We start from the raw sequence: 24,977 nt of genomic DNA, 5'->3' as shown, positions 1-24,977 counted from the left end.
TCCGAACCACGCCGTCATTGCGAGGAGCGAAGCGACGAAGCAATCCAGAGGGACTGGGTGAGACGCTCAGCCCAGTCCCCCTGGATTGCTTCGCTGCGCTCGCAATGACGGCGTGGCTGACAGGCCCATGAAAAAGGGCGGCCCGGAGGCCGCCCTTTCGCTTTCTGTCGGATGATGCCTCACACCTGCGGCTGCGGCTCCATGCCCGCATCCGGCTCGCCGCGCTTGCGGCCCTTGCCGGCGCTCGGCACTGCCGAACCGCGCGGGGCGTGCGGCGTGTCGTCGAGATCGCGCGAGGGGCGTTTTCCCGCGATCAGATCGCGGATCTCCTCGCCCGTCAGCGTCTCGAACTCGAGCAGCGCCTCGGCCACCTGCACGAACTCGTCGTGGTGCTCGGTGAGGATCGTCTTGGCGTCGGCATAACCCTGATCGACGAGGCGCTTGACCTCGGCGTCGATCTTCTGGGCAGTCGCCTCGGAGACCGCCTGGCTGCGGCCCATCGACATGCCGAGGAAGACTTCTTCCTGATTGTCGCCATAGGCGACCATGCCGAGCTCGTCGGAGTAGCCCATCTGGGTGACCATGGCCTTGGCCATCTTGGTCGCCTGCTGGATGTCGCCGGTGGCGCCCGAAGTCACGTTCTCACGTCCGAAGGTCATTTCCTCCGCCACGCGACCACCCATGGCCACCGCGAGCTGCGAGGTGAACTCCTTGAACTTCATCGAGTAACGATCGCCCTCCGGCAGGAACTTGACCATGCCGAGCGCACGTCCGCGCGGGATGATCGTCGCCTTGTGGACCGGGATGCCGGCCGGCACATACAGGCCGACGATGGCGTGACCGGCCTCGTGATAGGCGGTCAGCTTCTTCTCCTCCTCGGACATGGCCATCGACTTGCGCTCGGCGCCCATCATGACCTTGTCCTTGGCGTCCTCGAACTCGGCATGGGTCACCATGCGCTTACCGCGGCGGGCCGCCAGCAGCGCCGCCTCGTTGACGAGGTTCATCAGGTCGGCGCCGGAGAAGCCGGGCGTGCCGCGGGCCAGGATCTTGAGGTCGACATCCGGCGCCATCGGCACCTTGCGGACATGGACCTTCAGGATCTTCTCGCGGCCGGCGACGTCCGGGTTCGGGACGACGATCTGGCGATCGAAACGGCCCGGGCGCAGCAGCGCCGGGTCGAGCACGTCCGGACGGTTGGTCGCGGCGATGATGATCACGCCCTCGTTCGGCTCGAAGCCGTCCATCTCGACGAGGAGCTGGTTCAGCGTCTGCTCGCGCTCGTCATTGCCGCCGCCGAGGCCGGCGCCGCGATGACGGCCGACCGCGTCGATCTCGTCGATGAAGATGATGCAGGGCGCATTCTTCTTGGCCTGCTCGAACATGTCGCGCACACGGCTCGCGCCGACGCCGACGAACATCTCGACGAAGTCGGAGCCCGAGATGGTGAAGAACGGCACGTTCGCTTCGCCGGCGACGGCGCGCGCCGTCAGCGTCTTGCCGGTGCCCGGAGGGCCGACGAGCAGCACGCCGCGCGGGATGCGCCCGCCCAGCCGCTGGAACTTCTGCGGATCGCGCAGGAATTCGACGATCTCCTGCAGGTCTTCCTTGGCTTCGTCGATGCCCGCGACATCCTCGAAGGTGACGCGGCCATGGGCCTCGGTGAGCAGCTTGGCCTTCGACTTGCCGAAGCCCATCGCCCGGCCGGCGCCGTTCTGCATCTGGCGGGACATGAAGATCCACAGACCGATGAAGATGACGAAGGGCAGAGAGTTGACCAGCAGCGCCATGAACCAGGGCGTGCCTTCGGACGGTGCACGGGCCGACACCTGCACGCCCTTCTGCGCCATGGTCTTCAGCAGGTTGGGATCGCCGTACGGCGCATAGGTCACGAAATTGCGGCCGTCGGAGAAGCTGCCGGAGATCTCCTGTCCGGCGACCACGACATTGGAGACGCGCCCGGCTTCAGCCTCGTTGATCAGCTGGCTATAGGGGATCTCGTTGCTGCTGGCGCGCTGGCTCGGGCTCTGGAACAGGGTCACCAGCGCCAGAACAAGCAGGAAAATCACCACCCAGAGGGCGAAATTTCGAAAATTCGGATTCATCACCAGTCCGATCGGGCCTGCCGGACCAACCGGATAAGGCCAAGGGTTTCCTCGACTAATCTAGGTGCGGCGTTCGCCCTTGCCAAGGGAAACAGAAGACGCAAGGGCACTAAGATGTCGCAGGATGAACGCCGCGTCGACGTGGCGGCTCCCGTTCGAGGAGCAGCACGCCGTCGCCTCCGAGCCTGACCATGCAGCCGGACAATGTCCGTCTCAAGGCAGATCCGGCCTTCGCAGCGACACGCAGCGCCGCCACGCAATCCTCCAGCCGTTCGAGCCGAGCATAGCGGTCGCTGGTGGCAGCAACGGCGTCAAGCGCCAGCCCGACCACGCGCAGAACGATCTCGTCCGGCTCAGCCATCAGCGCCGAAAAATCGAGCCGCACCCGGTCCTCACCCACCTCTCGCGGCAAGCCGACCACTGCAAACACGGCCAGCGCGCGCTGCCTCACCGCGTCTTCAAGACGCGCCATACGCTCCGCCATCCGTCCGAAACGCTCGGCCGTCAGCCCCTCTTCCGCCAGAGCCGGCATGATCTCGCGCCAGCGAACGCGCTCGAAGCGTGGGTCGGCATTGCTCGGATCGCTGACAAAAGGAAGTCCGCGCGCCCGGGCAGTCGCAACGAGCCGTGCCTTCGGAATGCCGAGCAAAGGACGCAGGAGCACGACACCGTCCTTCACGGTTCGCGCGCGCATCCCGACGAGACCGGACGGGCCGGAGCCGTGGGCGAGCCGCATCAGCATGGTCTCGGCCTGATCGTCGAGCGTATGGGCAGTCACCAGCGCGGCGCCGCCGAGCCGCTTCGCCTCTCCCGCCAGCAGCGCGTAACGGGCGTGCCGGGCCGCGGCCTGGATACCCCTCGCCGGCTTCTCGCCTTCCCAGCGCAGGATCGCATGCGCCACGCCGAGCCGCGCACAGAGTGCGGCGACAGCGGCAGCCTCCTGGGCGGCTTCCGGCCTCAGGCCGTGGTCGACGGTCGCGGCATGGAGCAGCGGCCGGCCGGGTGTGCGCACCCAATCGGCCAGCAGCCCCAGCAATGCGATCGAATCCGGCCCGCCTGAAACCGCGACGAGCAGGCCGCTTTCCGTTGTCAGCCCCAGAAAGAGTTCGCCGGCCTCGACAGGCGAGACCGGCGGCACATTCGTCTCGTTCTGCGGCAGCGCGCTCAAGCGCAGCCGGAGCGGCGCCGCTCGCGCGCCACGCCCTGACGCACCGCATTGGAGGCCGACGGATAATCGACGCCGACCTTGGCATAGGTCGCACAGGCCTGGTCCTTGGCGCCGAGCCCGTTCAGGGCCATGCCGAGCTTGAGCAGGCTGTCCGGCGCCTTCGTTGCCTTCGGCGATTCCCGCGAGATCTTCAGGAATTGCTCGGCCGCCTCGCGGTAGCGCTGGCGCTGCAGATAGCTCTCGCCGAGCCAGTAGGTCGCATCAACCGCCAGCCGGTCGCGCGGATAGCTCTGCAGGAACTGGCGAAACCCCATCTCCGCCTGCTCGTATTCCCTGCGCTGAAGCGAGGCGAAGGCGAGGTCGTAGGCGTCCTTCGCGGTCTGCGGACCGCTGACGGCCGCGACGCTCGCGCCCCGCGGCACGGCCTGCTGCTGCAGGCCGCCCTGCGGAACCGGGCGCCCGACGCCCTGCAGGTCGAGTGGCCGACCCGTGGCAGGTCCGCCGCCATCGTCATCCTCGATGATGCTGGCGATCCCGCCGCCAAGCTGCTGCGGTGCGCCGGCCGCGCTCTGCTGCATCGTTGGGTCGAAGGCATCGCCGCGGCGCTGGCGCTGTGGCGCGGGAGCAGCGCCACCGGCCGGCGGAGCGCCCGGCGCGGCCGTGCCTGAACGCCCGCCGCCCTTCTCGTTCAGGCGGAAATCGACATCCTCCTGGAACTTGCGGAGCTGTTCGCTGAGGCGCCGGTTCTCGAACTGGAGCTGCTCGATCTGGCCGGACATCTGGCGCAACTGGTTCTCCAGCCGCGTCGTGCGCACCAGCAGGTCGGCGGCATCCTGTGCCGAACCTGGCACGGCACCACCGCAAAGCGCCGCGGCCAGGGCAAGCGCAGTCAGTCCCGGACGGGAGAGATGACGGGCAAGGATCGAAGAAAGCATCGATGAAACCGGTTTTCCGAACATGTCGCGCTTTCCTATATCACCTGCTCACCACGGCCAAAATATGAACACTTTCATGGCGCCCCCGCAGATTTGGCTGCGTGCCGGCAAATCGCCTCTGGCGCTTTGCCGGCGGCTTGCCTACATTGGCGAAGCGGGGCTGCCTGGTGCGTGAGAGACAGCATTCCCCGGGCCCATACGACTCCCTAGGGAGCTGTCCCTGACCGGATCCATCGGAACCGGACACACGGCGCCCACCTACTTTAGTAGGTGTCCCGGGATTCAAAACTCCACGGCCGAGGTGGCTCCGCAGCCTGACCATGACGACCACGCGTCCCGATACGTCTTTCATACCCCCGGCCTCCCCTTCCCCACGCAAGGCCGCTCTTCGTGACGCCGCGCTGGCACGCCGCGACGCGCTGGATCTCGACAGCCGGCTCGAATGGGATCCGGAAATTACTGACCGTGTCCTCGCGCTGCCCGTCTGGGACAGCGCCGGCCCGGTCTCCGCCTATTGGCCGATGCGCTCGGAGGCCGATCCACGCCCGATCCTCGAAGCCCTGCATGAGCGCGGGTTGCCGCTCTGCCTCCCGGCAATCGTCGACAAGCGCATGATCTTCCGCCGCTGGGCGCCCTACGAGCCGATCGTGCCCGGCGGCTTCGGAACGCTCGTCCCGGCTCCCTCCGAGCCCGAGGTGAAGCCTGCCATCCTGATCGTGCCGCTCGCAGCCTTCGACCGGCGCGGCTACCGCATCGGCTACGGCAAGGGCTATTACGACCGTGCGCTGGCGGAGCTCGGGCCGACCATCAGCATCGGCATCGGCTATGCCGCACAGGAGATCGAGGCCGTGCCGCACGAGCCGCACGACCGGCGCCTCGACTGGATTGTCACCGAACGCGAAACCATCCGCTGCGGTTGATTCCCGCGCGTCTTCGCGCGAGTGAAGATGTTTCACTGCGTCCGGATGGCCTCATGCGTTTTCTCTTCCTCGGTGACATCGTCGGCCGCCCCGGCCGGATTGCGGTTCAGGAGCGCCTGCCGGCCCTGCGCGAAGCCTGGAAGCTCGACTGCGTCGTCATCAACGGCGAGAACTCCGCCGGTGGCTTTGGCATCACCGAGGCGATTTGCGACGAGGTCCTCGCCGCCGGCGCGGACGTCATCACGCTCGGCAATCATTCCTGGGACCAGCGCGAGGCGCTTGTCTTCATCACCAGGCAGGACCGGCTGATCCGCCCGGCGAACTACCCGCCGGGCACGCCCGGCCGTGGCGCTACCGTCATCGAGGCCCGCAACGGCGCCCGCGTTCTCGTCGTCAACGTCATGGGACGGCTCTTCATGGACCCGCTCGACGACCCCTTCGCCGCGGTGGAGCGTGAGCTCGCCGCCTGCCCACTCGGCGAAGTCGCCGATGCCGTCATCGTCGACATCCATGCCGAGGCGACGAGCGAGAAACAGGCGATGGCCTATTTTCTTGACGGCCGCGCCAGCCTCGTCGTCGGCACCCACACGCACGCGCCGACTTCCGACACCCGCATCCTGCCGGCCGGCACGGCCTATCAATCCGATGCCGGCATGTGCGGCGACTATGATTCCGTGCTCGGCATGCAGAAGGACGAGCCGGTGCGCCGCTTCCTGCAGAAGGTGCCGGGCGCGCGGCTGGAGCCGGCCACCGGCGAGGGCACGCTCTCCGGCGTCGCAGTCGACATCGACGACGCCACCGGGCTGGCGAAGGCGGTCTGGGCCGTGCGGATCGGCCCGCATCTCAGCGAGGCCCTGCCGACCGCCTGGGTTTCCTGACGGCATCGCTCCCTCTCCTGTCTTGCACGGAGCAGGAGGCGGCGCCTATAAGGCCGGGCTTCCAGCATTTTTCTGCCGCAACCTTCGAAGGTAACGAGCTCCCATGGCCGGCCATTCACAGTTCAAGAACATCATGCACCGCAAGGGCAAGCAGGATGCGGTGCGCTCCAAGCTGTTCTCGAAACTGGCCCGCGAAATCACTGTGGCAGCCAAGATGGGCATGCCCGACATCAACATGAACCCGCGCCTGCGCATGGCCGTGCTCGCCGCCCGCGCCGAGAACATGCCGAAGGACAATATCCAGCGCGCCATCAACAAGGCGGCCGGTGGCGAAGGCGACAACTACGATGAGGTCCGCTACGAGGGCTACGGCCCGGGCGGCGCCGCCGTCATCGTCGAGGCCCTGACCGACAACCGCAACCGCACCGCTTCCGCCGTCCGCTCCTACTTCACCAAGGCCGGCGGCGCGCTGGGCGAGAGCAACTCCGTCTCCTTCATGTTCAACCGCGTCGGCGAGGTCAGCTATCCGCCGGAGGCTGGCGATGCCGACAAGGTGATGGAAGCCGCGATCGAGGCCGGCGCCGACGACGTCGTCTCCGACGAGAACGGCCATGTCATCACCTGCGCCTTCGACGCCCTGAACGAGGTCTCCAAGGCGCTCGAAGCTGCGCTCGGCGCGCCCGCCTCGGCCAAGCCGGTCTGGCGGCCGACGACGACGGCCCCGCTCGACGAGGAAAAAGCCGCCTCGATGATGCGGTTGATGGAAGCGCTCGACAACGACGACGACGTCCAGAACGTCTTCGCCAATTTCGAGATCGCCGACGACATCATGGCGAAGCTCAGCGCCTGATTTCAGGGCGCGTCATTCTCGGGCGAAGCGAAGCGCAGACCCGAGAATCTCCTGCCGAATGAGGCTCTCGAGCCTCCCTACAACGAGATGCTCGGGTCAAGCCCGAGCATGACGCATGATTGTCACCGCCCGATCACCGCATCCCACAATGGCAGGCTGATCAGCGCGCTCAGGAAGATCACCAGATAGGCGCCGCGCCGGAAGCTCTGCTCCGAGGCGAGGCGGAAGCCGTGCGTACCCGCCCAGAGTCCGATGCCGTAGACCGCGAAGAGCGGCACCGCCATCAGCAGCGCGCCGAAGCTGAGGATGCCCTTCCACCACAGGACCGTGCCGCTGATCAGCGTCGAGACGCCGAAGAAGGCTTGCATATTGGCCCGCGTCTTGTGCCGGTCGTTGCGCTGCGCACCAAGCCAGAACACCGCGAGCGGCATGCCGCCAATCGAGGCCATGCCGTTGAACAGCCCCGACAGCGCGCCGACCCCAAGCGAGAGCGAGATCGTCGGGCGCCCGTGATAGCGCCAGCCCGAGGCCATTAGCCCGACCGCGATCAGCACCAGCGTGGCCAAGAGCCAGCGCATCGTCTCGCGGTCGAGCCAGGTGAGCAGCCAGATGCCGGCCGGCAGGGCCAGCGTCGCGGTCAGCAGCAGCGGCAAGATCTCGCTCCACTCGGCCCGCTTGGCGCTGCGCGCCGCGATCGGCAGGGCGAAAGGCAGGTCGATGAACCAGATCAGCCCCAGCGCCGCCACTGGCCCGAGCACCACCGAAGCCAGCGGCATGAACACCATTGCGAAACCGAAACCGGTGAAGCCGCGCACCAGTCCGCCGAGCAGCGTTGCCGCCAGCAGCACGGCGATGCCGTCGAAGGTGAGTCCGGGCATGAAGGAGGAGAGGCTGAAGGGCATGGCGTCGGCATGAGCAAGTCTGATCCGGCGAACCATGCCCGCCGCGCTCCGGCAAGAACAACTTTCCTTTTTGATGCGATCGATGAGGGGAATTCATCCCTGCTCAAGTTCCGAGCGGGACAAATCCGAAACATCCGCTAGCTTGAGCGCGTCATGGCACCCGCGATTCGCATCATCGGCATCGACCCCGGCCTCCGGAAGACCGGCTGGGGCATCGTCGTCTCGGAAGGCAGCAAGCTCTCCTTCGTCGCCTGCGGCTGCGTCGAGAGCGACGGCAATCTCGCCCTTGGCGAGCGCCTGCGGCAGCTGCACGAGGGGCTGCACAAGATCATCGCCACGCATCGCCCGCACGAGGCCGCGGTGGAAGAGACCTTCATCAACCGCGATCCGCAATCGGCGCTGAAGCTCGGCCAGGCGCGCGGCATCGCGCTGGTCGTGCCCTCGCTCGCGGGCCTGAGTGTCGCCGAATATGCCGCCAACCTCGTCAAGAAGACCGTGGTCGGCGTCGGGCACGCCGACAAGAAGCAGGTGCAGGCGATGATCCGCGTACTGCTGCCCAAGGCCGAGACCAGCTCGGCCGACGCGGCGGACGCGCTCGCCGTCGCGATCTGCCATGCCCAGCATCGCGGCATGAAGGCGCTGGTCGCGCAGATGCGCGCGGCGGGTTGAGAGTGGCGGCCGGGGGAAAGACACGATGATCGGCAAGCTCAAGGGCCTGATCGATTCCTATGGCGAGGACCACGTCATTATCGACGTGCAGGGCGTCGGCTATGTCGTGCAGTGCTCCGCACGCACGCTGCAGCGCCTGCCCAAGACCGGCGAGGCGGCAGCGCTCTCGATCGAGACCCATGTCCGCGAGGATGCGATCCGCCTCTACGGCTTCATGTCCGATGTCGAGCGCGACTGGTTCCGGCTGATGCAGGTGGTGCAGGGCGTCGGCGCCAAGGTCGCGCTCGCCATCCTCTCGACGCTCGACCCGGGCGCGCTCGCGACGGCTATCGCCACCAACGACAAGGCGGCGATCGCCCGCGCGCCCGGCGTCGGCCCCAAGCTGGCGCAGCGGCTCTGCGCCGAACTCAAGGACAAGGCTCCGGCCTTCGGCCATATCGATCCCGGCGTCGTCCAGCTCTCCGGCGCGCTGGAGGACAGGAAGCTGCCGCAACCCATCGCCGACGCCGTCTCGGCACTTGCCAATCTGGGTTATCCTCAGGCCCAGGCCGTGGCTGCCGTCGCGGCCGCCGCCAAGGCCGCCGGCGACGGCGCCGGCACGGCCCAGCTCATCAAGCTGGGCCTGAAGGAACTGGCGAAGTGAGCGCACCGCCCGACGAGCTGGAATTGCGCGTCGTCACCGACAAGACCGAACTCTGCCGCATCATGCTGGCGAGCTGGGGCTCGCACAGCATGATGATCGACCTGCATGTCTATGACGTCGCCGAGATCGACGCGCTCGGCCTGTTCGAACCATCTGGCGCAACGGCCGCCCTCGCAAGCTGGACGGTCAAGGATGACACCGCCTATCTCTGCGCGCTCCATTCGCTGCGCCCCGGCGAAGGCGTGGCGATCCAGATGCTCGATGCTGTCATCGCGACCGCGAAAGCAGCCGGCGCCAAGAGGCTCAAGGCCATGCTGACCAACGACAACATGCCGGGCCTGACCTTCTACCAGCGCCGCGGCTTCCGCCTCTCCGGGCTTTATCTCGAGGCGATCGACGCCTATCGCTCGGTCGTGCCGACCATCATCAAGACAGGATACCGGGACATTCCGATCCACGACGCCCTCGAACTGGAGATCGCGCTGTGAGCGAGCCCAAGCGTTCCGGATTGATGACGGCCGAACGCCGCGACGACGACAGCGAGGCCTCGCTGCGTCCGCTCTCGCTCGCCGATTTCACCGGCCAGGCGGCGGCGCGCGCCAATCTCCAGGTCTTCATCAACGCTGCCCGCACCCGCGGCGACGCGCTCGACCATGTCCTCTTCGTCGGCCCGCCCGGCCTCGGCAAGACGACGCTGGCGCAGATCGTGGCGCGCGAACTCGGTGTCAATTTCCGCTCGACCTCCGGCCCCGTCATCGCCAAGGCCGGCGATCTCGCAGCCCAGCTCACCAATCTCGAAGAGCGCGACGTGCTCTTTATCGACGAGATCCACCGCCTCAACCCGGCGGTCGAGGAAATCCTCTACCCGGCGATGGAGGACTACCAGCTCGACCTCATCATCGGCGAAGGCCCCGCGGCGCGCTCGGTCAAGATCGACCTGCCGAAGTTCACCCTGGTCGGCGCCACCACCCGCGCCGGCCTCCTGACCACGCCCCTGCGCGACCGTTTCGGCATCCCGATCCGCCTGCAGTTCTACACGGTCGAGGAGTTGCAGGGCATCGTCGCCCGCGGCGCCCGCGTGCTCGGCGTGCCGATGTCCGACGACGGCGCCAACGAGATCGCCAAGCGCTCGCGCGGTACCCCTCGCATCGCCGGGCGTCTGCTGCGCCGTGTGCGCGATTTCGCCATCGTCGACGGTGACCCGATCGTCACCCGCAAGGTCGCCGACAAGGCGCTCTCCCTGCTCGACGTCGACGCCATCGGCCTCGACCAGATGGACCGGCGCTATCTCACCACCGTCGCCATCAATTTCGGCGGCGGGCCGGTCGGGATCGAGACCATCGCGGCCTCGCTCTCGGAGCCGCGTGACGCGATCGAGGAGATCATCGAGCCCTTCCTGCTGCAGCAGGGCTTCATCCAGCGCACGCCGCGCGGACGCCTGCTGACGCCGCACGCCTTCCGTCATCTCGGCATGCCCGAGCCTTCGCGCGAGACGGCGCAGTTCGGCTTGTTCGGAAACGACGAGGACGAGGCGTGAAGCAGATCGTGCGGAATTTCGCGCTGGCGCTCGCCCTGACGGGCCTGTTCGCAGTCCTGGCCATCTCGGCCCGCGCCCGCGACGACGTCCCGCGCGGGCCGGTGGAAGAAGGCTACGCCATCACGATCAAGACGCTCGCAGACAAGGGCAAGGCCCCGCCGCCGGCCTGGCGCCCGCCGCATCGCGACCGGCTGATGAGCAAGAGCCTGGCTGCGCTCTTCGCCCGCGACGATCTCTATCAGGACGAAAGCGGCGATATGGGCCAGATCGGCGCCGATCCCTTCCTCAACGGCCAGGACGGCGAGGTGAAGAAGCTGAGCTTCGACACGATCCCGGTTGCGGCCGGCAAGGCGACCGTGCTGGCCAATTTCCGCAGCTTCGGCAAGCCCGTGACCGTCCAGTTCCAGATGGTGCGGGAGGACGGCGGCTGGCGTATCGACGACATCGTCAACCACTTCGAGGGCAAGGACTATTCGATCCGCGAGCAGCTTTCGCAGCCCTATGACTGCGGCTCCTTCATGAACAAGCCCTGCAAGCGCTGAGCACTCCAAACCCTCATCCTGAGGAGCCATTCCGTGAGGAATGGCGTCTCGAAGGATGTTTAAGGAGGCTTCGGAACCCTCTGGGGCATCCTTCGAGACGCCGCTGCGCGGCTCCTCAGGAGAGGGCTGCGGGTTTCCAAAACAGCCTCTGAGCTTTCCGGGCCTTCTGCAGCGGCGTTGTCGGAACCTGCTGACCGATCCGCCGCTATTGGCGCGCAATCTTCGCGCGCATCATCGCGGGGCGCGCACCGGCATCCTTGAGCGCACCGGACTTCGCCGCCTTCGGATTTTCGACCGGCCGCATACCCTTGCCGGCGGTACGGCTCTTCGGGCGTTCCAGCGCACGCTCGCGCTGCTTCAGGGCGAGCGCCTTGCGGGCGAGGCTGCGCTGGCTCGGCGCACGCAGTTTCTCGGCCCGTCGGGTCTGCTCGGCTCCCACGCGCTTCAGCGCGACCGTCAGCGCATCGGCCTTGGCCTTGGTGCCCTGATTGTCCGAGGCTGGGCGCGAACCCTGCGGCGGCGCCTTGCCGCGGAACTCGCGGCGCTGCTGGCGGGCGATGTCCCGGGCGCGGTCACGCTTCTCGCGCAAGGTCCGGCCGAGATCACGCAGGCCGTCATCGCTTTCGCCCGAGAGCTTGCCGCGCCGCGTGCGCCCCACGAGATCGAATTCGGATTTGTCGAGAAGCCGTTCAAGTGCCTTGGCCGATAGCGACATGGATATCTCCGTATCGTTGTTGCCCCCGCCCCCTTGATCACGCGCCGGACCGCGCTTTTGTTCCCGCAGCCATTTACTCGCGATGCGTCTGCCCTATATGCCGGCCTGCATGACCAGCCCCCATCAGATCACTGTCCGCGTCTATTATGAAGACACCGATTTCTCGGGCGTGGTCTACCATGCCTCCTATCTGCGCTTCATGGAGCGCGGGCGCACCGAGCTGATCCGCGCGCTCGGCGTCGAGCAGCGCGAGCTCTTCGATGGCGAGACCGCGCTGGGTTTCGCCGTGCGCAAGATGACGATCGACTTCCTGCGCCCCGCCGTGATGGACGATCTGCTCACCGTCGAGACCCGCTGTGTCGAAGCGCGCGGCGCCACCATGGATCTCGCGCAGCGAGTGCTGCGCGGCGAGGAGGAGCTGATCACCGCCGGGGTCAAGGTTGCCTGCGTCGGTGGCGGCCGGGCCCGGCGCATCCCGGACGGTCTGCGCAAGCGCCTGATGCTCGACGATTGACGATATCGCGCGTGCCCATCGACGCCGGTCGGCTCGGCATGTTAGCGCTCTTAACATGAGCTGGAAGCGCGACAGACCCGAAACGCCCCGCGGCTATCACCACGGCAACCTCAAGGAGGAGCTGGTGCGGGCTGCGCTCGGGCTGATCGGCGAGAAGGGGCCGAACGGCTTCACCTTCGCCGAAGCCGCGCGCATGGCCGGCGTCAGCCCGGCCGCACCTTACCGGCATTTCCGCGACCGCGATGAATTGCTGGCCGATGTCGCGGCGCGCGGCTTCCAGGCCTTCGAAGCCGCCCTCGCGCGCGCCTGGGATCAAGGTCGCCCTGATCCCGAAACCGCCTTCCACCGGCTGGGGCGCGCTTATCTCGCCTTCGTTCATGACGAACCCGCCTATTATTCGGCGATGTTCGAGGCGGGCGTGCCGCTCGACGCCAGTCTCGAGCTGCGCGCCGCGGCCGACCGCGCCTTCGCCGGCCTGCGCCAGGCTTCCGAGGCCCTGATCGCCCAGCTGCCGCAGGGCAAGCGCCCCCCTGCCCTGATGATGGCGCTGCACATCTGGGCGATGTCGCATGGCGTCGCCGCCCTGTTCGGCCGCGCCGATGGCGGGCGTCGCCCGCTGCCGATGTCGGCTGCCGAGCTGCTGGAGGCCGGCATGCTGATCTACTTCCAGGGCCTCGGCATCAGCGGCAACGGCTCTTCCAACCCCGGCTGATTCTTTTCCGCGAGTCGGCTCCTTGACAATCCGCGGTGTCCGGGGCATCTATGTAAATGTGATTTACATTCACGTCCTGTCATGAGAGGGAGCAATGCCGATCGTCGAGAAGCTGGACGAATATGGGAAGGGAGCCTGGATCGCCTTCGCGGTTCTCGGCTTCATCGTGTTCTGGCCCCTGGGTCTGGCGACCCTGGCCTTTCTTTTCTGGAGTGGACGCATGGGTTGTGGATACGCAGGAGACCGTTACGAGCACCGGATGAGCCGTCTTCAGGGCAAGATGGATCGTCTGCGCGAGCGTATGGCCGGCCGCGAAGGCGGTTTCGGCAGCGGCTTCGGCGGCTGGGGCCGCGGCGGTCCCTCCAGCGGCAACCGTGCCTTCGACGAGTACCGCGCCGAGACGCTGCGCCGGCTCGAGGATGAGCAGCGCGAGTTCCACGACTTCCTGGGCCGCCTGCGCATGGCCCGCGACAAGGCCGAGTTCGATCAGTTCATGACCGAACGCCGCAACAACCCGCCGGCCAATCCCCCGGCCCAGCCTGACGCCGCCTGACGCCTCCGTTGAGGCAAGCCTCCATCGCGCCCGCCCCGGTCCGCCGGGGCGGGCTTTTCTTTTCGGCCAGGGGGCGAGCACGATCCCGGACTGCGATCGGATCGGCTGCGGATGTCTCGCAACCATTAGCCAAGGGCTCGCGTTGAACTGCCGGATTCCCGGAGTTCGGCTTCGTATCAAGGATTCAGGACATGACCGATGACGAGACAGCCATCCGCCAGGTCGTCGAAACCTGGATGTCGGCGAGCAAGGCGGGAGATCACGCGACCGTTCTGTCCCTGATGACGGAGGACGTCATCTTCATGGTCCCCGGACAGGAGCCGTTCGGAAAGCAAGCTTTCGCCGCCGCCTCAAAAAGCATGGGCGATACCCGGATCGAGGGCTCCAGCGAAATCCTCGAACTGCAGGTCCTCGGCGACTGGGCCTTCCTCCGCAATCGCATCGACATGACGGCTTTCCCGCCCGGCAACACCCCTGTTCGCCGATCGGGCTACACACTCACGCTTCTGCGCAAGGAAGCGGACGGACGCTGGCGGCTGGCACGAGACGCCAATCTCCTGACGCAACGCTAGAGCATTTTCGAGCGAAGTGGATACCGGTTCGCGTGAATAAAATGCGACAAAACAAAGACTTAGAACATTTCCGCGATTCCGGGAAACGTGGAAATGCTCTAGAATCGAACCGAAAAGTGGAATCCACTTTTCGGAGAAATCCAACGAGATAACAAAAGCATAGATCACCGTTACCGCGTCCTGTCGGACGCGCGGCGATCTATGCAGGCATCGAGGCAGGCTCCTGTTTCACCTCACGCCTGAACGGCTCTACCTGGTGCAAATACACAGCTAGGGTATCCCAAGGAGGGGTGATAGCTAACTGCGAAAGAATTCGGCAGACTTCACCGCGATGGACCGCTGAATGCAGGGCGACATGCATAAGCATTTCCTCTCGCGTCATGCAGCCTCTGTCACCGTCGGTGAATGTAAACGTGATCGACTCTGAAAGCTCTTCGCGGGCGGCCGTTCGGACATAGTTCTGATACCACCTATCCGTAGCTGCGACGGAAGCGCCAAGCTCCTGCAAGGTCGGCGTCTCGGCAGTGTTGTCGGCGGCGTGGCGATGCCCCTCTCCGGTGAGATGCCCCGCAAATATTTCTGCCACGACATGGTAGTGGCTGATCAATCTCAGAGCAGTGCGAAGCGCTTCACCCTGGCTTTTTGGATCGAGAAGCCCCAGCTTGCCGAGCAGGTCTTTGTTGGCCCAAGCTTGATACCCATACAGGGTGCGAAGCGTTGCGGTCATGGCTGAACCTTTCCCGTTTGCAAAAATGTGAGTAACTTCCTCACATTTTGGACGAGGAGATCGGCTTGTCTACTCGCATTGCCAAGCGGCAGCCGGCCATGCGCAAGCAGCCGCGCCAGGCCAGATCCCGAGCGACGGTCGAGGCGGTGATCGAAGCTGGGGCTCGCGTTCTCAGCGAGCAAGGCTGGACCGGCTTCACGACGAACAAGGTCGCCGAAGCTGCCGGGGTAAGCATCGGGTCGCTTTATCAATACTTCCCGGACAAGGTGTCGCTCGTCGACGCCATCCGGCGGAAGCATTTGGATGACAGTTTGAACGCTGTGCGGAATGCCCTCGCAACGGAACTGCCCCTTGCCGCATTCGTCGAAACGCTGGTTTCCAACATTGTCGAAGCCCACGGCACCCATCCCGGCCTGCACCGTGTTCTTCTCGACGAGGCTCCCGGCCTGGAGGCCTATCGGGACCAGAACAGTCAAATCGAGGCGCAGTACCTTGCGCTCTACACGGAAGCCGCCACGACCTATCGGTCGGGATTTGCGGAGGTCTCAGCGTCAACAACGGGACTCGTCGTCTCGGACGCGATTGACGGTGTGATCCACAATGCGGCACGGCGGGGAATGCTCCACGCCCCCGAAATCCGCCGGGAGCTGGTCAGAATGATCCATCTGTATTTCGCAAATCGATCTTAGAGACCGTTTGAAAATTCACCGGGCGCCCTCATCCTGAGGAGCCATTCCGTCAAGAATGACGTCTCGAAGGATGCTCCAGCGGGTGAAAACCTGCGGTCGGGTCAGATTGCGGGCTTTTCCGGACATGCTCGCCGGGCCTTCCCTCACGATCCCGATCCGCGACATCTGCACGGAATACTGGCCGCTACTTGCAGCGGAGCAGCAAAATCATGCGCCCGTCCGATGGTTCAAGCGGGGGCTCGGAGCCCCCGCCCGCCCCTGTCATCGCCGCATCGCACCGGGCGTATACCCGACATTAACCTTGCCGGATGCTTAACTCCTCTTGGAGCATGCGTTTCGTGGGAAACCCCGTTTCGGCCCATCTTTCGCCGGATTCGCGCGCGATTGACGGGGTACGGCATTTCCCCGGATCGCGAAACGGGCGGCGGCGTGGGTCTCCCGCGACGCGAGCGGCGGGGTTTGGGGCCGGGGCCATGAGCCTTGCAGGTTCGGGCCACCGGCGTACCGCCTGGGTGAGAAGGATGACAGGATGAACCCCGCCGATGTCGCGCAGGCCGCGCCACAGATCGACATGTCGTTCTGGACGCTGTTCTGGCATGCCCATATCGTCGTCAAGCTGGTGATGATGGGCCTGATCGGCGCCTCGATCTGGTGCTGGTCGATCATCATCGACAAGACGCTGCTCTACCGGCGCACGCGGCGCGACATGGACGCCTTCGAGGAGGTGTTCTGGTCCGGGCGCTCGCTCGAGGAGCTCTATCGCGACCTCGCGAGCAAGCCGGTCAACGACATGGCCGCCGTCTTCGTCGCGGCGATGCGCGAATGGAAGCGCTCCTTCGAGAATGGCGGCCGCTCCGTCGCCAGCCTCTCCCAGCGCATCGACAAGGTCCTCGACGTCACCATCCAGCGCGAGACTGAGCGGCTCGAATCGAAGCTTCTCGTGCTCTCCACCATCGCCTCTGCAGCACCCTTCATCGGCCTCTTCGGCACGGTCTGGGGCATCATGCATTCCTTCACCGCGATCGCGGTTTCCAAGAATTCCTCGCTCGCAGTGGTCGCGCCCGGCATCGCCGAAGCGCTCTTCGCCACCGCGATCGGCCTCTTCGCCGCAATTCCCGCGCTGATGGCCTACAACAAGCTCCAGGCCGAGGTCGCCAAGGCCCAGGCCCGGCTCGAGGCCTTCGCCGACGAGTTCTCCGCGATCCTGTCGCGGCAGATCGACGAGCGCATGGCCGCGTGAGGGGCTGAACCATGGGTATGTCCGCCGCCACAGCCGCGAAGGGCGCCGGCCGCCGGGGCCGCCGCGGGCGCCGCCATGGCGCCATCGCCGAGATCAACATGACGCCGTTCATCGACGTCATGCTGGTGTTGCTCATCATCTTCATGGTCGCCGCTCCGCTGATCGCGACCGGCGTGCCGCTCGATCTGCCGCAGACCGGCGCCAAGCCGATCAATGTCGATCAGAAGCCGCTCACCATCGCGATCGACAGCAAGGGGCAGATCTTCCTCCAGGATCAGCCGACGCTGGAGCCGGACCTCGTCAGCAAGCTGCAGGGTCTCGCCAAGCAGGGCTTCGACGAGCGCATCTATGTGCGCGGCGACAAGCTGGTGGATTACGGCCGGGTCGCTTCGGTGATGTCGACCATCACCTCGGCCGGCTTCAAGCGGGTCGCGCTCGTCACCGAGCCAGCGAACCGCTGAGCGTAACAAGCGTAAGGATGTTCAGGGCGTGAAGCTTTCGACCTCCGAACCTGGCATGCTGGTGTCGGCGCTCGGCCACGCGACGGTCCTCGTCGCGGGGCTGCTGGCGTTTTCATCGCCGGCGCCGCTGCCGGAGAACGAGGAGGCGATCGCCGTCGAACTCGTCGATCCCAATGCGCTGAACCAGGTCACGCGCGGCGAGCGCAGTGCCGAAAAGGTGCAGGCGCAGCCGACGCCGCGCGCCGAGCGCCAGTCCGAGGTCGTCGAGCGCAAGGAAGCCGGCGAGGCCAAGACCGACACGCCCGCCCCGCCCTCGCGCCCGCCCGAGTTGAAAGTCGCCGAGGACAACGCCTCGACACCGCCGCCGCCGGCCCGCCCCGTCGAATTGCCCAAGCCCGAGACCAAGCCGCCGGAGCCCGCCAAGCAGCCCCCGCAGAAGAGCGAGGCCGCGGCCGCCCGCGAAGCCGAGCAGAAGCGCGAGGAGCTGGCGAAGCTCGCCGAGGAAGCCGAGCTCGCCTCCAAGGCGAAGCAGGCCGAGGAGGAGGCGAAGGCCGCCGCCAAGGCCAAGGCGGAAGCCGAGGCCCAGGCCGCCAAGCGCGCGGCCGAGGCGAAGGCCAAGGCCGAGGCGCTCGCCAAGGCCGAAGCCGACAAGGCTGCCAAGGAAAAGGCTGAAGCCGCCGCCAAGGCGAAGGCCGAGGCCGAGCAGAAGGCGAAGCTCGCCGCCGAGGCCAAGGCCAAGCAGGAGGCCGAAGCCAAGGCGAAGAAAGAGGCGCAGATCGCCAAGAACTTCAATGCCAGCGACATTGAGCGCCTGCTGCAGTCGAAGGAGAAGGCGCAGTCCTCCGGCTCTTCGGCGCCGCAGGTCAACCGCACGGCTTCGCTTGGCACCGAGCGCGGCGCTGCGCAGAAGCTCAGCCCGTCGCTGCGGGCGCAGCTCATCGGCATCATCCAGGACCAGTTGCTGAAGTGCTGGAACGTGCCGATCGCGCTCGCCAACGCCCATGGCAACGGCAATATCGTCCCGTCGGTGCGGATGAAGCTGAATACCGACGGCTCGCTCGCCGGTCAACCGGGCGTGATCAACTCCTCGTCCGACCCGCTCTTCCGTGTCGCCGCCGACTCGGCGCTGACCGCCACCCGCCGCTGCGCGCCTTTGCGCATTCCGGCTCAATTCGCCGCCTATTATGACGACTGGCGCGACGTCGTCGTCAATTTCGACGCAAGGGACGTCATGTGACCCCGATGATCGACCGTATCCCCCTCCCCTTCCTGACGGCCGCGCCGACGCGCCGCCGCCTGCTCGCCACTGCCGGCGCTGCCCTGATGGTGCCCGCGGCGGCCAAAGCCGAGCTCGTCATCGACCTGCGCGGAGGCGCCTTCCAACCCATGCCGATCGCCATCGCCGATTTCGCGGGCGATGGCGGCGTGCTCGTCTCCAGCGTGATCACCAACAACCTGAAGCGCTGCGGCTACTTCACGCCGATCGACAAGAGCCGCTTCCCCGAACCGAACCCGCCCTTCGACGCCGCACCCCGCTTCGACGCCTGGAAGGCCAGCGGCGTGCAGGCGCTGGTCACCGGTCGCGTCGCGCGCGAGGCCGGGCGCATCCGCGCCGAGTTCCGGCTCTGGGATGTCGCCACCGGCACGCAGACCGACGGCCAGCAATATTTCACTGACCCGAGCAATGCCCGCCGCGTCGGCCACATCATCTCGGACGCGATCTTCAGCAAGGTCACCGGCCTCGGCGGCTTCTTCGACACCCGCGTCGTCTTCGTCGACGAATCCGGCCCGAAGGAGACCCGCCGAAAACGTCTCGCCATCATGGACCAGGACGGCGCCAATGTGCGCTACCTCACCAATGGCGACACCTCGGTGGTGACGCCGCGCTATTCGCCGGTTTCGCAGGACGTCACCTTCATGTCGCAGCGCCAGGGCGAGCAGCCGCGCGTGCAGGTGCTCAACATCGAGACCGGCCAGCGCCAGATCGTCGGCAACTTTCCCGACATGAGCTCGAGCCCGCGCTTCGCGCCCAACGGCCAGCGCGTCGTGCTCTCGCTGCAGCAGGGCGGCAACGCCAATCTCTACGCCATCGACATCGGCTCGCGCTCGACGACCCGCCTGACCTCGACGGCGGCGATCGATACCTCGCCCTCCTACGCGCCCGACGGCTCGAAGATCGTCTTCGAGAGCGACCGCGGCGGCCAGCAGCAGCTCTATGTGATGCCGTCCTCCGGCGGCGAAGGCCAGCGCATCTCCTTCGGCCAGGGCCGCTATTCGCAGCCTTCATGGTCGCCGCGCGGCGACCTCATCGCCTTCACCCGCCAGGGTGGTGGCGGCTTCGCGATCGGCGTGATGCGCCCCGATGGCTCGGGCGAGCGCATCCTGACCGAAGGCTTCCACAACGAGGCCCCGAACTGGGCGCCGAACGGCCAGTACCTGATGTTCTTCCGCGATCCCGGCGGCCAGTCCGGCGGCAAACTGTACATGGTCGACATCACCGGCCGCGTCGAAGTGCCGGTGCCGACACCGGCCTTCGCCTCCGACCCGACCTGGTCGCCACTGCTGAGCGGCCAGCGCTAAATCTGAACCAAACCAGATCACATTGTTTAAGAAGCCGTCCGGCGACGTCGGGCGGCTTGCTTATTTCGATATCCGGCTCAATCGCGATAGACTGGCTCCTCGGCATCGAGTTGCCGGCGGATCGAAGCTAGGTGCAGGCGTGCCGATTCCGGGTCGCCCTCGCGCATCTGGCGATAGGCCGCCTCCGCAATCTCTGGCTTGACCGGCAATACCTGGCGGCCGGTCGAGAGCGCCAGCGCCTGCACCTCGCAGGCGCGCTCCAGATAGTAGAGATCGTCCCAGGCCTCGGCGATGGTCGGCCCCAGCACCATCACGCCGTGATGCTTCATGAAGACGATGTCGGCATCGCCGATCGCGGCCGCAATGCGGTCGCCCTCGTGTTCGTCGAGGGCGAGACCGTTGTAGTCGCGGTCAACCGCCATGCGTCCGTAGAACTTCAGCGCCGTTTGACCGGCGAAGATCAGCGGCTCGCCCTCGGTCATCGAGAGAGCCGTCGCATAGGGCATATGCGTGTGAAAGGCGACCTTGGCGCGCGGGATGTTCTTGTGGATCCGAGCGTGGATGTAGAAGGCCGTCGCCTCCGGCTGTCCTTCGCCCACGACGACATTGCCGTGGAAGTCGCAGATCAGCAGCTTCGATGCGGTCAGTTCGCGGAAGGCCCAGCCATACGGATTGACGATGAACAGGTCGTCATAGCCCGGCACGAGTGCGGAGAAGTGGTTGCAGATCCCCTCCTCGAAACCGTGTCGCGCCGCCATCCGGAACGTCGCGGCGAGGTCGCGACGCGCTTCCCATACGATCTCGGAGTTCAGATCGGGCTGGTTGGGGCCCCGTACGGGCGCCGCGCTCTCAGCGACAGACTTGAGGGAATGGGCCATCGCGATCTCCGGTCCGCGGGAAAAGTGAAAGCAAAGCAAGTATCGAGCCTGCGACCGCGAGACGATAGGGCCAGCCGAACGAAACAGGCGCTGCAATTGTTCCGCCGATTTGCAAGCTTCTTTCACAGGCCTGCCAGCGATGCCCGTGAATGCGCGACGGCTCGCAATTGGCCTCCCGGCAAGCGGCGGCTTTCGTCACATGTGCCCTCAAGGCCACAGCCGGGCTCGCAAATGCCTTTCGCCATAATTGGTTAACCATAAGCCGCAATGCCGCCACTTCGCCCTGATTTGGCAAGGTCTCGTTTAGGTTGACGCTTCATTGATGGACCCACGCGAAGCCGTCCTTGAAGCGCGCCGCCAAGAGATTTCGATCGCCCGGAGTTCAGCCATGATGACCCATCTTTTCGCCGGCGGCCGTGCCGTCCGTTTCGCCGCCGCCATCGCCGCGACGCTCGCGCTCGGCGCCTGCTCCAAGGACCAGAATGCCGACGGCTCGGGCTTCGGCGCCGGCGGCGCCGCGACGCCCGGCAGCGCCCAGGACTTCGTCGTGAATGTCGGCGACCGCGTCTTCTTCGAGACCGACTCCACCGACCTGACCTCCACTGCCACTGCCACCCTCGACAAGCAGGCCGGCTGGCTGCAGCGCTATCCGCGCTACACCTTCACGGTCGAGGGCCACGCCGACGAGCGCGGCACCCGCGAGTACAACTATTCGCTCGGCGCCCGCCGCGCCCAGACGGTGCGTGATTACCTTGCCTCGCGCGGCATCCAGGCGAACCGCATGCGCACCATCTCCTACGGCAAGGAACGCCCTGTCGCGGTCTGCAACGACATCTCCTGCTGGTCGCAGAACCGCCGCGCCGTCACGGTGCTGGACGGCGCCGGCGGCGCCCCGGGCGTCTGATCCCGGCCTGAGCTGCACAAGAAAAACCCCGGACGGCAACGTCCGGGGTTTTTCGCTTTGATCTACCAAAACGCCATTGCCGGCCGGGCCTCAGCCCACAACGGTCGGAATCAGGCTCTTCGCGACGCCCTCGATCCGCTCGGCCGCCGCAACTAGCGCTTCCGCCGCCCGGTCCTCGACCTCGCTCAGACGCTGGTCGGCTGCCCCCGCATCGCCCTGTGTTGCGGCGAGGTCGGATTCGAGCTTCGCCAGCCGCTGCTTCAGCTCATGGACCTCGTCCGCGACCATCAGCGCCGCCATGACGTGCAGCCGCATGTCGCCGATCTCGCCGAAGGCCTGCCGCATCTCGCCGATCTTCTCGTCATAGTATTGGGCGAGGCCCTCCAGGTGGGCTTCTTCGCCCTCCCCGCACGCCATGCGGTAGGCCTTGCCGGCGATCATGACGTTGACTTGCGGCATCCGTTCTCCTGCCTTTTCCGCTTCTGGAGCCGGATCCGATCAGGTCGAATCAACCTGATCGGTGAATCCGTCTCCAAGACATTGATAGAGAACGCGTGATCCGATCAGATTGCGATGCAATCCGATCGGCGCGTGCTCTAGCTCGCTTCGGCCTCGTGCTCCGGCTCCTCGGCCGGCTGCTGTGCCTGCACGCGCTCGATCACCGCGCTGATGACGTTCATCGCCCGCAGCAACCGCTGGTCGACATCGGCGGCAGCTGTCTCGACATGGCCGAGCCGCGCCATCGCACCGTCGAGATCGGCAGCGAGCCGCGCCCGGTCGTCCTGCATCAGCGCCAGTTCGGTTTCGAGATTGCCCCGGCCGCGTTCCGCTTCGATCCGCCGCCGTGCCGCCGCCTCGAGCTGTCCCAGCGCGCTGTCGAGACGCGCCAGCGCATTGTCCAGCATCAGGCTCGCCACGGTTGCTCTCCTTTCAGATCGAAGCCGGCTCACACGATTCGTGCCTGAATTTACAGCAGAACGCCGGAAAACAGGAATCGATCCAAAAGCGCATAGACACTGCCTCCCAAGGGCTTGCCCGCCATGGCTGATGCACCGTCTGCGGAAAACCGCCCTAAGGCGGCGCCTGCGACCCTGAAAGCAGGGTTCCGCGAATTGACTCGAAGGGAGGGCCGGGCCTAATCCACCCGTCCTTTCCAAGCTTGCCGAAAGCAGCTGCAAGACTGCCTTCCCGCCTCCCCCGGTCTGCTATCGCGCAGGTCGGACCCGGCCCTCCCGCCAGACGGAGCCCTGTGAGACCATCATGACCAGCATCGCCCGCGCCCAGCACGACAAGCTCGCCAACGCCATCCGCGGCCTGGCGATGGACGGCGTCGAGAAGGCCAAGTCCGGCCACCCCGGCCTGCCGATGGGCGCCGCCGACGTCGCCACCGTGCTGTTTACCCGCGTGATGAAGTATGACGCCATCGATCCGCGCTGGCCGGACCGCGACCGCTTCGTGCTCTCCGCCGGCCACGGCTCGATGCTGCTCTACGCCCTGCTCTATCTCACGGGCACGCCCGGCATGGAGCTCGACGACCTCAAGGCCTTCCGCCAGCTCGAGTCGAAGACCCCCGGCCACCCCGAGAACTTCATGACCTCCGGCGTCGAGACCACCACCGGCCCGCTCGGCCAGGGCCTCGCCACCGCCGTCGGCATGGCGATGGCCGAGCGCATGCTCGCCGCCGAGTTCGGCAAGAAGGTCGTCGATCACCACACCTATGTGCTGGCCTCGGACGGTGACCTGATGGAGGGCATCAGCCAGGAGGCGATCGCGCTCGCCGGCCACCAGAAGCTCAACAAGCTGATCGTGCTCTGGGACGACAACGGCATCTCGATCGACGGCCCGCTCTCGATCACCGACAATGTCGACCAGGTCGCGCGCTTCAAGGCCTGCGGCTGGCGCTCCGAGCGCGTCGACGGCCATGATCCCGACGCCATCGAGGCCGCGATCCGCCGCGCCCAGAAGTCGAGCAAGCCGACCATGATCGCCTGCAAGACCGTGATCGGCTTCGGCGCGCCGAAGAAGGCCGGCACCTCCAAGGCTCATGGCGAGCCACTCGGTGCCGAGGAACTCGCTGCCGCCAAGCAGAAGCTCGGCATCGCAGGCGGCCCCTTCGAGGTTCCCGCCGATGTGCTGAAGGCCTGGCGCAACTACGGCATGGCCGGCCATCTCGGCCATAAGGACTGGCTCCTCCGCTTCGAGGCGCTCTCGCCGCGCAAGCGCGGCGAGTTCGAGCGCCGTCTCGGCCACACGGTTCCCGCCAAGCTCGACAAGGCGATCCTCGCTCACAAGAAGGGGCTGATCGCTGCGCCGCAAGCCGTCGCGACCCGCAAGGCCTCGGAGCTGGCGCTGGAAGCCATCACCCCGGTCATGCCGGAGCTGGTGATGGGCTCGGCCGATCTCACGCCGTCGAACAACACCCGGACCAAGGCCGCCGAGGACTTCACCCCGAAGACTCCGAAGGGCCGCTATGTCCGCTACGGCATCCGCGAGCACGGCATGGCCGCGGCGATGAACGGCATCACCCTGCATGGCGGCTTCCGCACGGCCGGCGGCACCTTCCTGGTCTTCGCCGACTATGCCCGCCCGTCGATGCGCCTCGCCGCCCTGATGGGTCTGCCGGTGGTCTATGTCATGACCCATGACTCGATCGGCCTCGGCGAGGACGGCCCGACCCACCAGCCGATCGAGCAGATCGCCAGCTTGCGCGCCATGCCGAACATGCGCGTCTTCCGTCCGGCCGACGCGGTCGAAACGGCGGAAGCTTGGCAGGCCGCTCTGGAGCGCACCGACGGCCCGACGGTGCTGGCCCTGTCGCGTCAGAACCTGCCGCAGCTGCGCAGCGATGCCTCGCCAAAGAACCGCTCGGCGGCCGGCGCCTATGAGCTGCTCGCGGCCGAGGGCGGCAAGGCCCAGGTCTCGCTCTTCGCCTCGGGCTCCGAGGTCGAGCTCGCCGTCGCCGCGCGCAAGCTGCTGGCCGAGAAGGGCGTGCGCGCCCGCGTCGTCTCGGTGCCCTCGCTCGAGCTCTTCCTGGCACAGGACGAGGCCACCCAGGCCGCGATCATCGGCTCCGCGCCGGTCAAGGTCGCGGTCGAGGCGGGCGTGCGCTTCGGCTGGGATGCGGTGATCGGCCATGACGGTGCGTTCGTCGGCATGCACTCCTTCGGGTCGAGCGGCCCCTACAAGGAGGTCTACAAGCACTTCGGCATCACGGCGGAGGCCGTCGCCGAAGCAGCGATCAAGCAGCACAACGCCTGATTCCTCGGGCGAAAAGCTGAGTTTC

General features: G+C 66.4%; 28 protein-coding genes and 1 other RNA gene. 20 read left to right on the top strand and 9 right to left on the bottom strand.

Annotation, left to right across the window (positions count from 1 at the left end; all coding sequences use genetic code 11):
* Positions 1-179: 179 nt before the first annotated feature.
* The 3 genes from ftsH to ybgF form a co-directional block, all read right to left on the bottom strand.
* The gene (gene ftsH / locus FQV39_RS25995; RefSeq protein WP_149132925.1) at positions 180-2,105 is read right to left on the bottom strand and encodes an ATP-dependent zinc metalloprotease FtsH; all 1,926 of its coding nucleotides are present in this window, start codon (positions 2,103-2,105) and stop codon (positions 180-182) included.
* A gap of 109 nt (positions 2,106-2,214) precedes the next feature.
* The gene (gene tilS / locus FQV39_RS25990) at positions 2,215-3,273 is read right to left on the bottom strand and encodes a tRNA lysidine(34) synthetase TilS (RefSeq protein WP_248313145.1); all 1,059 of its coding nucleotides are present in this window, start codon (positions 3,271-3,273) and stop codon (positions 2,215-2,217) included.
* Positions 3,270-4,208 (bottom strand): tol-pal system protein YbgF, encoded by a 939-nt coding sequence (gene ybgF / locus FQV39_RS25985; RefSeq protein WP_149132924.1) that lies wholly within the window; start codon positions 4,206-4,208, stop codon positions 3,270-3,272. Before ybgF ends, tilS begins: the two co-directional genes overlap by 4 nt.
* A gap of 154 nt (positions 4,209-4,362) precedes the next feature.
* Between ybgF and ssrS the strand changes: the two genes are divergently transcribed.
* From ssrS to FQV39_RS25965, 4 genes are all read left to right on the top strand, one after another.
* A non-coding RNA gene (gene ssrS, locus FQV39_RS25980) (6S RNA) lies at positions 4,363-4,520 on the top strand.
* Between the two features lie 8 nt (positions 4,521-4,528).
* Positions 4,529-5,128, top strand: coding sequence for a 5-formyltetrahydrofolate cyclo-ligase (locus tag FQV39_RS25975; RefSeq protein WP_149132923.1), 600 nt, complete (start codon positions 4,529-4,531; stop codon positions 5,126-5,128).
* Positions 5,129-5,181: 53 nt separating this feature from the next.
* The gene (locus tag FQV39_RS25970; protein ID WP_149132922.1) at positions 5,182-6,006 is read left to right on the top strand and encodes a TIGR00282 family metallophosphoesterase; all 825 of its coding nucleotides are present in this window, start codon (positions 5,182-5,184) and stop codon (positions 6,004-6,006) included.
* Between the two features lie 103 nt (positions 6,007-6,109).
* Positions 6,110-6,856, top strand: a complete 747-nt coding sequence (locus FQV39_RS25965; RefSeq protein WP_149132921.1) for a YebC/PmpR family DNA-binding transcriptional regulator — start codon at positions 6,110-6,112, stop codon at positions 6,854-6,856.
* A 122-nt stretch (positions 6,857-6,978) separates the two neighbouring features.
* On the opposite strand, the gene FQV39_RS25960 is transcribed toward FQV39_RS25965, so the two are convergent.
* Positions 6,979-7,794: a sulfite exporter TauE/SafE family protein gene (locus FQV39_RS25960; RefSeq protein ID WP_149132920.1), complete on the bottom strand. Its 816-nt coding sequence runs from the start codon at positions 7,792-7,794 to the stop codon at positions 6,979-6,981.
* 117 nt (positions 7,795-7,911) lie between these two features.
* Between FQV39_RS25960 and ruvC the strand changes: the two genes are divergently transcribed.
* Genes ruvC through FQV39_RS25935 form a run of 5 tightly spaced genes read left to right on the top strand, consistent with a single transcriptional unit; the run spans position 7,912 to position 11,149 of the window.
* On the top strand, positions 7,912-8,427 hold the full coding sequence (gene ruvC / locus FQV39_RS25955) for a crossover junction endodeoxyribonuclease RuvC (RefSeq protein ID WP_149132919.1): 516 nt from the start codon (positions 7,912-7,914) through the stop codon (positions 8,425-8,427).
* Between the two features lie 25 nt (positions 8,428-8,452).
* Positions 8,453-9,070 (top strand): Holliday junction branch migration protein RuvA, encoded by a 618-nt coding sequence (gene ruvA, locus FQV39_RS25950; RefSeq protein ID WP_149132918.1) that lies wholly within the window; start codon positions 8,453-8,455, stop codon positions 9,068-9,070.
* The gene (locus tag FQV39_RS25945; RefSeq protein WP_149132917.1) at positions 9,067-9,558 is read left to right on the top strand and encodes a GNAT family N-acetyltransferase; all 492 of its coding nucleotides are present in this window, start codon (positions 9,067-9,069) and stop codon (positions 9,556-9,558) included. The genes ruvA and FQV39_RS25945 overlap by 4 nt, the downstream gene beginning before the upstream one ends.
* A 23-nt stretch (positions 9,559-9,581) precedes the next feature.
* Positions 9,582-10,607, top strand: coding sequence for a Holliday junction branch migration DNA helicase RuvB (gene ruvB / locus FQV39_RS25940; RefSeq protein WP_149134044.1), 1,026 nt, complete (start codon positions 9,582-9,584; stop codon positions 10,605-10,607).
* On the top strand, positions 10,604-11,149 hold the full coding sequence (locus tag FQV39_RS25935) for a DUF3828 domain-containing protein (RefSeq protein ID WP_149132916.1): 546 nt from the start codon (positions 10,604-10,606) through the stop codon (positions 11,147-11,149). The genes ruvB and FQV39_RS25935 overlap by 4 nt, the downstream gene beginning before the upstream one ends.
* Before the next feature lie 205 nt (positions 11,150-11,354).
* On the opposite strand, the gene FQV39_RS25930 is transcribed toward FQV39_RS25935, so the two are convergent.
* Positions 11,355-11,864, bottom strand: coding sequence for a hypothetical protein (locus FQV39_RS25930; protein ID WP_149132915.1), 510 nt, complete (start codon positions 11,862-11,864; stop codon positions 11,355-11,357).
* A gap of 109 nt (positions 11,865-11,973) precedes the next feature.
* Here FQV39_RS25930 and ybgC point away from each other — a divergent pair, with 109 nt between their 5' ends.
* From ybgC to FQV39_RS25910, 4 genes are all read left to right on the top strand, one after another.
* A complete protein-coding gene (ybgC, locus tag FQV39_RS25925) occupies positions 11,974-12,378 on the top strand; it encodes a tol-pal system-associated acyl-CoA thioesterase (RefSeq protein ID WP_149132914.1) in 405 nt (134 codons plus the stop codon).
* Positions 12,379-12,433: 55 nt separating this feature from the next.
* Positions 12,434-13,090 carry a TetR/AcrR family transcriptional regulator gene (locus FQV39_RS25920; RefSeq protein WP_149132913.1) on the top strand — a complete coding sequence of 219 codons (657 nt, stop codon included), beginning with the start codon at positions 12,434-12,436 and terminating at the stop codon, positions 13,088-13,090.
* Between the two features lie 94 nt (positions 13,091-13,184).
* Complete coding sequence (locus tag FQV39_RS25915; RefSeq protein WP_149132912.1) at positions 13,185-13,643, top strand: DUF2852 domain-containing protein; 459 nt, start codon at positions 13,185-13,187, stop codon at positions 13,641-13,643.
* A gap of 191 nt (positions 13,644-13,834) precedes the next feature.
* Positions 13,835-14,215: a YybH family protein gene (locus tag FQV39_RS25910; RefSeq protein WP_149132911.1), complete on the top strand. Its 381-nt coding sequence runs from the start codon at positions 13,835-13,837 to the stop codon at positions 14,213-14,215.
* Positions 14,216-14,414: 199 nt separating this feature from the next.
* Here the strand turns inward: FQV39_RS25910 and FQV39_RS25905 are convergent, their stop codons facing one another.
* Positions 14,415-14,942, bottom strand: a complete 528-nt coding sequence (locus FQV39_RS25905) for a DinB family protein (protein WP_149132910.1) — start codon at positions 14,940-14,942, stop codon at positions 14,415-14,417.
* Positions 14,943-15,007: 65 nt separating this feature from the next.
* Between FQV39_RS25905 and FQV39_RS25900 the strand changes: the two genes are divergently transcribed.
* The 5 genes from FQV39_RS25900 (at position 15,008) to tolB (ending at position 19,912) form a co-directional block, all read left to right on the top strand.
* Complete coding sequence (locus FQV39_RS25900; protein ID WP_349238564.1) at positions 15,008-15,631, top strand: TetR/AcrR family transcriptional regulator; 624 nt, start codon at positions 15,008-15,010, stop codon at positions 15,629-15,631.
* A gap of 529 nt (positions 15,632-16,160) precedes the next feature.
* A complete protein-coding gene (tolQ, locus tag FQV39_RS25895) occupies positions 16,161-16,871 on the top strand; it encodes a protein TolQ (protein ID WP_149132909.1) in 711 nt (236 codons plus the stop codon).
* 11 nt (positions 16,872-16,882) lie between these two features.
* Positions 16,883-17,332, top strand: a complete 450-nt coding sequence (locus FQV39_RS25890; RefSeq protein WP_149132908.1) for an ExbD/TolR family protein — start codon at positions 16,883-16,885, stop codon at positions 17,330-17,332.
* 28 nt (positions 17,333-17,360) lie between these two features.
* Positions 17,361-18,569, top strand: a complete 1,209-nt coding sequence (tolA, locus tag FQV39_RS25885) for a cell envelope integrity protein TolA (RefSeq protein WP_248313144.1) — start codon at positions 17,361-17,363, stop codon at positions 18,567-18,569.
* A 5-nt stretch (positions 18,570-18,574) separates the two neighbouring features.
* Entirely contained in the window at positions 18,575-19,912 is a 1,338-nt protein-coding gene (gene tolB / locus FQV39_RS25880; RefSeq protein ID WP_149132907.1) for a Tol-Pal system beta propeller repeat protein TolB, read from the top strand.
* Positions 19,913-19,989: 77 nt separating this feature from the next.
* On the opposite strand, the gene FQV39_RS25875 is transcribed toward tolB, so the two are convergent.
* A complete protein-coding gene (locus tag FQV39_RS25875; RefSeq protein WP_149132906.1) occupies positions 19,990-20,790 on the bottom strand; it encodes an aldolase in 801 nt (266 codons plus the stop codon).
* Positions 20,791-21,181: 391 nt separating this feature from the next.
* Here FQV39_RS25875 and pal point away from each other — a divergent pair, with 391 nt between their 5' ends.
* Positions 21,182-21,694, top strand: coding sequence for a peptidoglycan-associated lipoprotein Pal (gene pal / locus FQV39_RS25870; protein WP_149134041.1), 513 nt, complete (start codon positions 21,182-21,184; stop codon positions 21,692-21,694).
* Positions 21,695-21,784: 90 nt separating this feature from the next.
* Here pal and FQV39_RS25865 read toward each other — a convergent pair whose 3' ends face one another.
* Positions 21,785-22,153: a cell division protein ZapA gene (locus FQV39_RS25865; RefSeq protein ID WP_149132905.1), complete on the bottom strand. Its 369-nt coding sequence runs from the start codon at positions 22,151-22,153 to the stop codon at positions 21,785-21,787.
* A 137-nt stretch (positions 22,154-22,290) separates the two neighbouring features.
* On the bottom strand, positions 22,291-22,611 hold the full coding sequence (locus FQV39_RS25860; RefSeq protein WP_349238563.1) for a DUF4164 family protein: 321 nt from the start codon (positions 22,609-22,611) through the stop codon (positions 22,291-22,293).
* Positions 22,612-22,954: 343 nt separating this feature from the next.
* Here FQV39_RS25860 and tkt point away from each other — a divergent pair, with 343 nt between their 5' ends.
* On the top strand, positions 22,955-24,952 hold the full coding sequence (tkt, locus tag FQV39_RS25855) for a transketolase (RefSeq protein WP_149132904.1): 1,998 nt from the start codon (positions 22,955-22,957) through the stop codon (positions 24,950-24,952).
* Positions 24,953-24,977: the final 25 nt, after the last annotated feature.

The organism is Bosea sp. F3-2 (genome assembly GCF_008253865.1).
In the GTDB taxonomy this organism is placed as follows: Bacteria; Pseudomonadota; Alphaproteobacteria; order Rhizobiales; family Beijerinckiaceae; genus Allobosea.
Note: the sequence above shows the minus strand (reverse complement) of the source record. Positions and strands in the feature narration are given on the sequence as shown.